A 12,240-nucleotide genomic window follows, 5' to 3' on the forward strand; every position below is an offset into this window, starting at 1 on the left:
AAAATAATAGTATGAAAAACATTGAAAAATTTTTAAAACCAGTTTTGATAGTAGTTTTTGCCGTTGCATTTTTATCTTGTAAAAACAATAATACGGAGAAAGCAGAAACTGAAGAATCAATTCCTAAGGATACTGCTAAAGCTGTTGCTGTATTTGAGCCCTTTAAATTGATGGTTATTAAGCACAAAGTGGCTGATTATGATAAATGGAGAAAGGAATACGACGCTCATGATTCGATACGAACTGCCTATACTATTTCACATTATATGGTAGGAAGAGGAACAGATGATGCTAGCATGATTCTGACAGCAACTAAATTTATCGATTTGCAAAAAGCAAAAGATTTGAGCGTACTTCCATACTTAAAAGAAGCAATGAAAAAAGCAGGAGTAATTGGTAAACCTGAATTTTCATATTATGAGGTGATCCGAAATGATGACTCACAAATTGATCAGGAAGATAGATTAATGGTCACCCATAAAGTAAAAGATTTTGATGCGTGGCTCAAAGTGTATGATGCTGAAGGAATCGCTACAAGAATGGAAGAAGGTTTCATTGATAGAGGATTGGCTCGAGGAATAGATGATCCAAATATGGTAACGATTGTGTTTGCTGTCACGGATATGAAAAAAGCAAAAGCAAATATTATCTCCGAAGCAAAGAAAAAACTAATGATGGATGCCGGTGTTATAGGTGCTCCAGAAATGTTTTTTTATAAAGTAATGAATTAGTCTTTAATTTTTAAATAGATGAAGTGACCGTCTTGTTAATAGGAACTAGGCGGTTTTTTTATGGGTTTTTAAATGTTTAACCCTAAAACCAAATGGTAATTTATTCCCAAATCTGAGCAATGAGTAAGAAGGTTAGTAGTAACTTTAAACAAAAAAATAAAATATGAGTTCATCTGAAAAATTTGAAGAAAAAAATAGCACTGGTATAAATCAAGTAACCTCAGAATGGGACGCTTGGGTTGGAATTTTATATTCTTGTATTGCCGCCGACAACCTAATTAAGGATTCCGAAAAAACATCGTTATCTAAATTGTTATATTCTAAAGAGAAGTTTGTTGGAATTGATGTTACTCCCCTTTATGCCAAATCATCTCATTTAAAAACGGAATTGGGACAATTAAAATACATTGCCGATTGTTGTGAAGTAATTAAGGAAGAAGATAAAGAAACAGTATTTGCCCTTGCTTTGGAAATAGTACTTTCTGACGGTTTACTAGGGGAAGAAGAAAAAAGCATAATTGAAGTTTTATCAAAACAACTTAAAATAGATACCGCAATGGCCAAAAAAATTATAGAAGTTATCTTCTTAAAAAATAAAGGGAATATAAAAAAAATGTAACAACTTGTATTCTGCTCAAAAAAGAGGCAATCGAAATAAACTTTTTTTTTAAATGGCAATAACATACGAAAGAGAGTATTTCTAGCTGAAATACTCTCTTTTTATTTTAAATTAATTACGTAGTTGTCGTAATGAAATTGTCAAAAAAACAGTCAAATATTATTAAAAAAAATATCTTGATTGCATTATTTTAGTATGCATGCATATTATTGAAAATAATTGCTTAATTTTCGCAGTATAATCTAAAAGACAATGCAATACGATTTTGACTATATTATAATAGGAAGTGGGTTTGGTGGTTCTGTCAGCGCTTTGAGGCTATCTGAAAAAGGGTACAAAGTTCTTGTGATTGAAAAGGGAAAATGGTTCGAAGCTAAGGATTTTGCCAAAACCAATTGGAATATCAGCAAATGGTTATGGATGCCTTATCTGCGTTTTTTTGGAATCATGAAGATGAGTATTTTCAAACATATTGTAATCATATCCGGGACGGGTGTTGGTGGAGGTTCTTTAGTATATGCTAATACTTTGCCTGTTCCAAAATCGACATTTTACAAATCAGGAAGTTGGAGTGAGCTGGAAGATTGGGAAACGGAATTAAAACCATTTTATCAAAAAGCGCTTACCATGCTTGGCGCATCAAGAAATCCAAAATTGTTTGATGGAGATATCGCATTAAAACAATTGGCTAAAGAAATAGGTAGGGAAGATCAGTTTGAAAATCCTGATGTTGCGGTTTATTTTGGTAGAGAAGGCATAAAAGTGAAAGATCCGTATTTTGATGGAAAAGGGCCAGACAGAGCGGGATGTAATTTTTGTGGAGGCTGTATGACGGGTTGCAGGCATAATGCAAAGAATACTTTAGACAAAAATTATTTGTATTTGGCTCAAAATAATGGAGCTACAATCCTTGCCGAAAATGAGGTGTATGATGTGTTACCAATTGATAATAGAGACGGATTGACAGGCTACAAAATTTTTGTTAAATCAAGCACTCAATTATTTAAGTCTAAAAAAGAATTTACTTCAAAAGGAGTAATTTTTTCGGGAGGAGTTTTGGGGACTGTAAAATTGTTACTTAAATTAAAGAAAAAATCGCTTCCGAAATTATCAGAGAAACTGGGTGATGATATTAGAACCAATAACGAAACCCTTATAAGCGTTTCCTCTCTAGATAAAACTAAAAACTTATCAAAAGGTGTGGCGATTGGCAGTCTGCTGCATACGGATGATAACAGTCATTTGGAAATTGTGAGATATTCGGAGGGATCTGGCTTTTGGAAACTGCTTCATTTGCCTTTATCCAATGGGAAAAATACGTTGGCACGTTTACAGAATATGATACAACAAGTGCTGAAATTTCCGCTTAGTTACTTCAAAATTTATTTTGTAAACAGTTGGTCAAAAAGTACCACAGTTTTATTATTCATGCAATCTATTGACAGTACTTTAAAATTTAAAAATAACTTTCTGGGCGGAATTTCTTCGTCCGTTAGTACCGGGAAAAAACCGAGTGCATACATTCCGGAATCAATAGCTTTAACGGATAAATACAGCAAAATAATTAATGGAAAAGCAACATCATTTGTTTTGGAATCTATAGCGGGAATACCCTCTACGGCGCACGTATTAGGTGGTGCAGTGATGGGAAAAGACTTTTCACAGGGAGTGATAAACAAGAACAATGAAGTTTTTGGGTACCAAAATATGTATGTAATTGACGGTTCCATGATATCTGCAAATCCTGGAGTTAATCCATCGCTTTCCATCACAGCAATTGCAGAAAGAGCAATGGATCAGATACCGGTTAAAAATTAAAAAAGAAAGATTTTAAAAAGATAATTTATTAGTGCGTTTTTAAATTGATACGTTGTAGACGACTGTACCTTATTTTATTTTTAATTCCAAATCGGCTTATATTAAATTAATTTGTCTAAATTAGAGTGTTGTAAAAAACAAAGATCAGAAGAATCAGCAACGTAATTTTATTTAATTTAGGACTAGATAGGCCTTTAAAAGCACTGAATCATCAAAAAGAAAATCAAAATAGCAAAGAGGCACATTCACGAAAGACTACATCGGGAACCTTACTTTACGCATCCCAGATTGAAGTTTATTCCTAATATTGTTATAAACTTAGTTAGCTTCGTACTTTCCTTGGCCTTGGCGGGTACTTTGCTCTATTTCCTTCTCAACTATTTAATTAGAAAATTTTACCATTTGGATTAATATTGGGTTAAATTCCATTATTGTAATATTTAGTATTTAGATCTATTTTTCATTGCAAATTCGGTTGATTATTTGAACCTTTTAATTTTATAGCATCTAAAGGGCTGGCAACTGAAAGTAGATTTTTATAAATTATTGATATAACGGTAAAAAAAAATATTTTGTTTTAAAATATTTGTATTGGAAAATGTATTTGCTTATTTTAACTACTATAACATTGAATAACAAATGATTATGATTTCTGTTTCTTAAGAGAAGAGTATTTATTGCAATTTGAATTGGCTAATCTGGCAGGAGTGGGAAAGGATACGCTTTTTAATATTTAAAAAAATAAAGAAACGGTTAGCTGACTGCAATAATCTTTTAGTTGTTCTAAAAGTAGTAAACATTGAAACCCAGTGTAAAAGCCAAAGAAATATATGAAAGATAATATCGAAAAATAATAAAAAACCCTGTAAATTAATTATTTACAGGGTTTTTTGTGGAGTCGCCGAGAATCGAACTCGGGTCCAAACAAGCAACTAAAAGGCTTTCTACGCGTTTATTTCCTGATTGGGTTTTCGATAATGTGCTAGGCCAGAAACAGCCACACAATACTTATCTTCTTAATTTCGAAATCCACCCGAAGCTTATGGAAATCTAGGTTTAAATTTACGATTCACCTTTATCGACCGCTATAAACCAAAGCTTTCGAGGTAAATCCTGCTTTCCTATCTGATAGGAACGAGGCTAATCTTACTATAATTCAGATTATGCAGCAAGAGCGTAGTTTCCTTCGCCGTGTAAATGTTTTGAAACCTTTTATTAACGAGAATTGTCCCAGTTCTCGACGTGCTTACTTTTCAATTCGACTTGCTGTCAAAACCAGTCGACCCCTTTTTTAATATAACTCAAAAATTAATTTGAGTGTGCAAAGATATTCTATTTTAGTTGAAATATGTCATCTCTAATTGGAATATATTTATCAAAAATCATTCCTCTTTTTCTCCCTTACCCATAGGGAATGGATAATCTCCAAATAACCTGGACAATTTTCTAACCTGATAGGTTTTTGTGGTAAATTTATTTGATAAAGCTATGATGGTAACTTTCTCTTTTTGCAAAGTGATATATGATGAGGTGTTACCATGCCACCAACCGTTGTGAAAATAAAAATTCTGTCCAGTTTTCCAATTTACAATTCGTATGCCAAGACCGTAATTCTTTTCTCCCTTGCGTTCGTTACTGTATGGCTCAAAGACTTGTTTGAATAACTTTGGATTTAAAAATACACCAGAATTTCTAGCTCTGTCAAATTTTAATAAATCTCGAGGTGTAGAATAAATGTTTTTATCGCCGTAAACTGCATCTAAATAATCTTTACCAATTTCTACTCCATTTCCTTTGTACGAGGGCGCAATGGTGTCTTTATCTCTTTCATAGTCAAATACATAAGTGTTTTTCATACCTAATGGTTTGAAAATAATTTGTTTCATTGCTTCTTTATAAGGAAGCTTTGTTATTTTCTCAATTATCAATGCCAGCATGGCATAATTAGTATTACAATAACTGAATCGGGTGTCAGTTTTAAATTCTAACCCAATATCTTTAGTAGCCATAATAGTTAATATATCTTGATTGGTCAGCCTGTTATGTCTGTCCCAAACTGTTTTATCCCGATCCGTAAAATAGGCGTAGTTCCGCATTCCGCTTCTATGGTCTAACAGTGTTTTTATAGTAACATCGGGATAAGGAAATTCTTTAAGAATGGTATTTACCTTTTGGTCTAAATCAATCCTTTTGGCATTAATTAGTTTCAAAACTGCGGTAGCCGTTAATACTTTACTCACAGAGGCTAAGTGAAGTGGAGTAGTACTTGTTATTAACCTTTTGTCTCTTTTATTAGCATAACCCTCATAATTTTCATAGATGATTTGACCATTCTGAGCAACAAGAAAACTTCCATTTGCGCTATGATTTGGCCAGTTTTTATTATAAAAAGATTCTACTGATCGTTTTTTTGAATTGATGTATTCCGCCGTTAATTTAGGGTGCTCATTCGTCCAAGGTTTCATTTTAGGCAATGTACTTTTGGGTAGTTGGGCATCACTTAATTGTACTTTTTTCTTCTCTTTTGTACAAGAACTCAAAACTAATGTTAAGACGAGTATTTGTAGTATATTTGCTTTTTTTATAAAATTCATTTCCATTGTGCTAGAAAGGCAAATATATAGAATCAATCCCTGTTGATTTATTTTTTTTCCAAAACCTTAACACTATTTTATTAGTGTCTGGAATGAGCTGTTGTTTATCTTTATGAGCATCAGCTTTTAAAGGTTTAAGACTTATAAATTTATTAAAAAAAGAAATTAAATTTATGGTAAATTGTTATATTTGTAACAAATTAAAACCATTAAGTTATATTAAATCATAATAAAAGTATTTAAAATGAAATTCGGAATTATAAAAGAAAGAAAAAGTCCACCAGACAGAAGAGTTGTTTTTTCACCAGATGAATTGGCAAAAATAAAACAGCTTTACCAAGATGCTGCTATAAAAGTGGAAAGTTCCGATATTCGAATTTTTACTGACGATCAATACAAAAACTTGGGAATTGAAGTTGCAAATGACATCAGTGATTGTGATGTCTTTTTTGGTGTAAAAGAAGTTCCGGCAGAAGCACTGATTCCTAATAAATCGTATTTCTTTTTTTCCCATACCATAAAAAAACAACCTTATAACAGAAAATTACTGCAAGCTATACTTGAAAAAAACATTGATTTGTACGATCATGAAACTATAGTTGATGCTAACAACCGAAGATTAATAGGTTTTGGAAGATATGCCGGAATTGTAGGAGCTTACAATAGCATCAGAGCCTTTGGAATAAAATTCGAATTGTTTAAAATCCCAAAAGCGGAAACACTTTCTGGAAAAGAAGCATTAATTACGCATTTAAAACGCTTGGTATTACCTCCATTAAAGTTTGTGATTACCGGAACCGGAAAAGTAGGTAACGGTGCAAAAGAAATTCTGGATGCTATAAAAATCAAAGAAGTTTCTGTTGAAAATTATCTGACAAAAAACTATTCTCAACCTATTTATACTCAAATAGATGTGTTGGATTATAACAAACGTAATGATGGACAAGTATTAGATTTTAATGATTTTTATAATAATCCAAAAGAGTATAGTTCTGATTTTGAAAAATTTACGAAAGTCACTGACATTTTTATTGCGGGCCATTTTTATGCAAATGAGTCGCCAATAATTCTTAGTCAGGAAATGCTTCAATCCAAAGATTGTAAAATAAAGGTGGTTGCGGATATTTCTTGTGACGTTAATGGTCCAATTGCCTGTACGCTGAGATCTTCAACTATTGCAGAACCTTTGTATGGCTATTTGCCTAACGAAAATAAAGAAGTCGATGTATTTCATCCTGCGGCAATTGTTGTAATGGCAGTTGATAATTTACCATGTGAATTGCCAAAAGATGCCAGTGAAGGTTTTGGTGAAATGTTTATGGAACATGTAATTCCAGCCTTTTTTAATGATGATAAAGAAGGTATTCTTCAACGAGCCAAAATCACCGAAAAAGGAAAACTTACTCCGAGATTTAGTTATTTACAAGATTATTTAGATGGGAAATAATTATAAACTAGGAGTTGTAAATTATAAATGCTGAATTGAAAGGTGTTTTATAATAACAGCAAATTTCGTAATTAATATTTATAGGTAAAAAGATTAATAATAACAAAAACCCTGCAATGTCTTATCATTGCAGGGTTTTTAATTTATAATTCAAAATTTACAATTATTTAAGGCTTCCCACCATATCTTCCGGTTTTACCCAAGCATCAAAATCTTCAGGTGTTACATAACCCAAACGAACAGCCTCGTCTTTTAGAGTTGTTCCGTTTTTATGAGCGGTTTGAGCAATTTCAGCCGATTTATAATATCCAATTTTAGTGTTCAGCGCCGTAACTAGCATTAAAGAATTGTCAACCAATTCTTTGATTCTTTTGTAGTTTGGTTCTATACCTTGTGCACAATGCTCGTCAAAAGACATACAAGCATCACCTAATAGTCGTGCCGATTGCAGGAAGTTAGACGCCATCAAAGGTTTGAATACATTCAATTCATAATGACCTTGCATTCCTCCAACAGTTATCGCAACATCATTCCCCATAACTTGGGCGCAAACCATAGTTAAAGCTTCACATTGAGTAGGATTTACTTTTCCTGGCATAATGGATGAACCTGGTTCGTTTTCTGGAATTATGATCTCACCAATTCCTGAACGTGGACCAGAAGCCAGCATTCGAACATCATTTGCAATTTTATTCAGTGAGACAGACAATTGTTTTAATGCACCGTGAGTTTCTACGATTGCATCATGTGCTGCTAAAGCTTCAAATTTGTTTTCGGCAGTTACGAATGGATGTCCGGTAAATTCAGCAATATAAGCCGCCACTAGTACATCATATCCTTCAGGAGTATTTAATCCAGTCCCTACAGCCGTTCCACCCAAAGCCACTTCTGATAAGTGTGCTAATGTGTTTTTAACCGCTTTTAGACCGTAGTTTAATTGCGCTACATATCCTGAAATTTCTTGTCCTAATGTAAGTGGAGTTGCATCCATTAAATGGGTACGACCAATTTTTACCACATTATTGAATTCAATAGCTTTGGCATGAAGTGTATCTCTTAATTTTTCAACACCTGGAATAGTAATTTCTACTACCGCTTTATATGCTGCAATATGCATTCCTGTTGGGAAAGTATCATTAGAAGATTGTGATTTGTTTACATCATCATTGGCTTTGATAAATTGTTCGCCTTCGCCAATGTTGAATCCTTTTAAGACTTGCGCACGATTTGCAACCACCTCATTTACGTTCATGTTACTTTGCGTACCAGAACCAGTTTGCCAAATTACCAATGGAAATTCATTGTCTAATTTACCAGCTAAGATTTCGTCACAAACGACAGCAATTGCATCCCGTTTTTCAATTGGCAAAACGCCTAAATCACAGTTAGCATAAGCGGCTGCTTTCTTTAAATAAGCAAATCCTTCAATAATTTCTTTAGGCATGGAAGCCGAAGATCCGATTTTAAAATTGTTGCGGGAACGTTCTGTCTGTGCTCCCCAATATTTGTCTGCAGGAACCTGCACTTCACCCATCGTGTCTTTTTCTATTCTGAATTTCATTTTTATGATGTTATTTGTGTGTTTTTAATCCAATTATTTGATCACTATCCCCGATAACAGTGGAAATTCTTGTTGTTGATTGCTGCTTTAATAGCAATCAACAACAAGATTGCAACGGATAGCGAGAAATAGCTCCTAAAATTGAGCTCAAAAATACGGATAATTCCCTTTTTATAAAAATTGATTGATAGTTTTTGTTGTTTTTTATTGGTAAGAAAAGGAATTAAACTTACATTTGTGGCTACATTCAAAATTCCGGAAAACATGTTTGAATTTTCACAGTACTTAGGCTTTTTACTTTTCTTAACCGTTCTTACTTTAGGATTCTGGTTGATGTTTTTTTTAGTTGGTTTTGTATCTTATTGGATAGGTGGAGCAACTTGGGAAGCATATAAAGAGAAAAGAGCTAAAAAAAAGCAACAACAACAATCAGTTTAATCTGATTGTGACATAAAAAAAGGACTCGTTTTTACGAGTCCTTTTTTTTATTCTGATAGTTAAATCATATAAAATAAGGACCTGTTTTCACAAGTCCTTATTTTATTTATCCTTGAAAGTCTCCTTCACCTTCATTCATATTTTTCTTAGGTTGTTTTTCCTTTTCGTTTTTCTGTTTGTTGAAACGATAGGTAAATGATAAGCTAAACTGTCTTTGTCTCCATTGCATTTCTGCATAGGAACTCACAATTCCGGGAAGGAAAGTTTCCATGATTCTTTTTCTGGAATTAAATACGTCGCTGATGTTGAAAGAAAGGGTTCCTTTGTCTTTCATGATATCCTTGCTAAAAGCTAAGTTAACAGCAAAAACGCCTAAACTTCTACCCTGAGCACTGTTTTGCGGACCATTGTAGGTTGCATTAGTCTGCCAGTCGATTTTGTAAGGCAAAGTAACTTTTGATGTGATTCTTGTAAACCATGAAGTTGCTGTGTTATCGAAATTTTGTGTTATGTCAACATTATTAAAATTGGTGTACACATAATTTCCCTGAGTTTCATTTCTGAAGAAATTGAAATTACCGTTTAATTTCCACCATTTGTATGGAGTATAATTTAAAGTGAATTCAAAACCTGCTCGATATTCTGTAGCCAGGTTGATTGGTGAACTAATAATTACGGGTGTTCCATTCTCAAATTTACCAGACTCTCTTCTGGCGAATTGGAAAACATTGGTTGTTTTGTTGACATATAATGACGTGTTAAAAGTCAGTTTGTCCCAACGTTTGATATATCCTAAATCGATAGCATCAGTGTAGGCCGGATCTAAATCAGGATTCCCTACAAAAATATTGATGTTGCTGGAGAAATTGCTGAAAGGATTTAACATTCTTCCCATTGGTCTTTGAATTCTCCTGCTGTAGCTTATAGAAGTGCTGCTTTTATCCGATAATTCATAAGTGAAAAATGCACTTGGGAAAAAGCTGTTGTATTTTTTATTATTGAAATCGTTAGTGGCTAACTGATTGATTTCAATATTGGAATCTTCCCATCGCAATCCAAAAAGAGCGGAGAATTTATTGGCTTTAAAGCCGTATTGCGTGTAAATTGCGTTTGTCTTCTCTTTATATTCTAAAGTATTGGTAAAGTTAATATTGGTAACTCCATCATTTTCTACTTGATAATCCGTAAGTTGTTTTATGAAATTACCACGGTATCCTGCCTCAAATTGGCTGCCTTTTCCAAGGGGTAAAACATAATCCGTTTGAAGTAAATTTCTGCTTTGACTTTGATTATTTATAGTTTGGTCAAATTTTGTTAAACTTGAGTTGGTAGCGGTATCCGTAATTAGGGCGTTATTTTTATCATCGTTTGTTGAAAATGAGCCGTCGATCGTTAATTTATGACCATCTTTTTTGAAGTTTTTAGTGAAGTTTGTAGCAAATTCTACGTTTTCACTGTTGCTGTCTTCCTCATTGATCCGGTTTCTGGTGTAATTATAGATATAGTTTGCATCATAATTATTTTGAAAAACATTATCCCTATTATCTCCAGTACTTTTTCTGTAATTGAAGGTATTGGTCCAAGAAGTTGTTTTATCTAAATACCATTCCATACCAAAGTTTCCATTGTATCCTTTGCTATATCTATCGTTTTCTCTCGATTCGTTGATGTAATTTCTGGTTGTATTATCCGAATTTAAATATCTGGAATTGGTAATGGCACTTCCCGGACTGTTACGGTAATTATATCCTTGGTTAGTAAATAGATTGAAATTTTTAGATTTAAAATTTAAAGTACCGCTTAAACCGTGATTATCAGGATAACCTGTAGAGGCAATAAAAGTTCCGTTTAGACCAAGATTTTTTCCTTTTTTCAAAATAATATTTAATAAACCACCTCCACCTTCTGCGTCATATCTAGCAGATGGATTGGTGATAACTTCTACTTTTTCAATTGCATCGGCAGGAATTAATCGCAATGCTTCAGCGATATTTATCGCATTCGAAGGTTTTCCGTCGATAAGAATTTTTACATTGTCATTGCCACGAAGGCTTACATTTCCTTCTACATCCACTGAAACTGATGGAATATTATCTAAAACATCACTTACAGTTCCTCCTTTTACCATTAAATCATTCCCAACATTATAGACCTTTTTATCTAATTTAATTTCAACAGTTGTTTTCTCAGATCGAATAACAACTTCATTTAATTGATTTGCATCTTCTTCTAAAGCTATTTGACCCAAATTTGTACTTGCCTGAAGACTTTTTTGTTTAATTTCATTCAATTTGAAAGATATAAACTCAATTTTTATATCGTAAACACCAGGATTCACATCAATATCAAATTCTCCTTTTGCATTTGTAATTCCACCCGCAACAGGTTTTGGATTATTTGGATTTAGAAAAGTTATTGTAGCGTATTCAAGAGGTTGTTTACTTACTTTTTCTATTACTTTTCCAATAATTTTAATTTTAGTTTTTGAATTGGGTTCTTGTTGAGCAAAATTTATTACGCTTGTAAAAAGCAATGCAAGAACAAGGAATTGTTTTAATTTAGTTGGCATTATATTAGTTTTAGATATTCTGTTTTAGATTGTAAAAAATAGTTTTGGTTTAAAAGTCAAATCACAAAAAAATGTTAATTTAATTTTGATGATGTAATTATATAAAATCAATTACGGAGTCTAATTCTCTTCCGATTATGGCTTTATCCCCAATAATGACAATAGGTCTTTCGATAAGAATAGGATAAGTAACCATTGCTTGAATGATTTCATCATTGGTCATTTGTTTATTTTTGAAATTTTCTATCCAGATTTTTTCTTTTTGTCGGACCAATGAAATAGGTTCAAAATCTAGTTTTCGAATAAGAGTGAACAACTCATCGAATGTAGGCCCGTTTTCAAGATAGTAAATGACCTCGTGTTCCTTTTGGGATTCTTTTATAAGAAGTAGACAGTTTCTTGATTTTCCACATCGTGAATTATGGTATATTTGTATCATGCAATTTTTTACTAAAGGAAATTG

9 protein-coding genes and 1 other RNA gene are annotated in these 12,240 nt (G+C 32.9%); 5 read left to right on the forward strand and 5 right to left on the reverse strand.

Translation table 11 applies throughout. From position 1 onward, the window contains the following. The first annotated feature begins 11 nt into the window (after nt 1–11). The 3 genes from C4S35_RS12110 (at nt 12) to C4S35_RS12120 (ending at nt 3,168) form a co-directional block, all read left to right on the forward strand. Nucleotides 12–731: a hypothetical protein gene (locus C4S35_RS12110; protein ID WP_104000424.1), complete on the forward strand. Its 720-nt coding sequence runs from the start codon at nt 12–14 to the stop codon at nt 729–731. 163 nt (nt 732–894) lie between these two features. After that, nucleotides 895–1,350, forward strand: a complete 456-nt coding sequence (locus tag C4S35_RS12115; RefSeq protein WP_104000425.1) for a TerB family tellurite resistance protein — start codon at nt 895–897, stop codon at nt 1,348–1,350. Nucleotides 1,351–1,602: 252 nt separating this feature from the next. Next, nucleotides 1,603–3,168 carry a GMC oxidoreductase gene (locus C4S35_RS12120; protein WP_104000426.1) on the forward strand — a complete coding sequence of 522 codons (1,566 nt, stop codon included), beginning with the start codon at nt 1,603–1,605 and terminating at the stop codon, nt 3,166–3,168. Between the two features lie 890 nt (nt 3,169–4,058). Here C4S35_RS12120 and ssrA read toward each other — a convergent pair. Both ssrA and C4S35_RS12130 read right to left on the reverse strand, forming a co-directional pair. Next, nucleotides 4,059–4,455, reverse strand: a transfer-messenger RNA (tmRNA) gene (gene ssrA / locus C4S35_RS12125). Between the two features lie 95 nt (nt 4,456–4,550). Then, entirely contained in the window at nt 4,551–5,768 is a 1,218-nt protein-coding gene (locus tag C4S35_RS12130; RefSeq protein ID WP_104000427.1) for a serine hydrolase domain-containing protein, read from the reverse strand. A 238-nt stretch (nt 5,769–6,006) separates the two neighbouring features. On the opposite strand from C4S35_RS12130, the gene C4S35_RS12135 reads away from it, so the two are divergent. Beyond that, a complete protein-coding gene (locus C4S35_RS12135) occupies nt 6,007–7,209 on the forward strand; it encodes an NAD(P)-dependent oxidoreductase (RefSeq protein ID WP_104000428.1) in 1,203 nt (400 codons plus the stop codon). Nucleotides 7,210–7,372: 163 nt separating this feature from the next. On the opposite strand, the gene fumC is transcribed toward C4S35_RS12135, so the two are convergent. Next, nucleotides 7,373–8,770 (reverse strand): class II fumarate hydratase, encoded by a 1,398-nt coding sequence (gene fumC / locus C4S35_RS12140; protein WP_104000429.1) that lies wholly within the window; start codon nt 8,768–8,770, stop codon nt 7,373–7,375. 237 nt (nt 8,771–9,007) lie between these two features. On the opposite strand from fumC, the gene C4S35_RS12145 reads away from it, so the two are divergent. After that, nucleotides 9,008–9,208 carry a hypothetical protein gene (locus C4S35_RS12145; RefSeq protein ID WP_167386524.1) on the forward strand — a complete coding sequence of 67 codons (201 nt, stop codon included), beginning with the start codon at nt 9,008–9,010 and terminating at the stop codon, nt 9,206–9,208. Between the two features lie 106 nt (nt 9,209–9,314). On the opposite strand, the gene C4S35_RS12150 is transcribed toward C4S35_RS12145, so the two are convergent. Continuing rightward, entirely contained in the window at nt 9,315–11,777 is a 2,463-nt protein-coding gene (locus C4S35_RS12150; RefSeq protein ID WP_104000430.1) for a TonB-dependent receptor, read from the reverse strand. 97 nt (nt 11,778–11,874) lie between these two features. Further along, nucleotides 11,875–12,216 (reverse strand): arsenate reductase family protein, encoded by a 342-nt coding sequence (locus C4S35_RS12155; protein WP_104000431.1) that lies wholly within the window; start codon nt 12,214–12,216, stop codon nt 11,875–11,877. Between the last annotated feature and the right edge of the window lie 24 nt (nt 12,217–12,240).

It is taken from the genome of Flavobacterium urumqiense (assembly GCF_900108015.1).
Taxonomy (GTDB): Bacteria; Bacteroidota; Bacteroidia; order Flavobacteriales; family Flavobacteriaceae; genus Flavobacterium; species Flavobacterium urumqiense.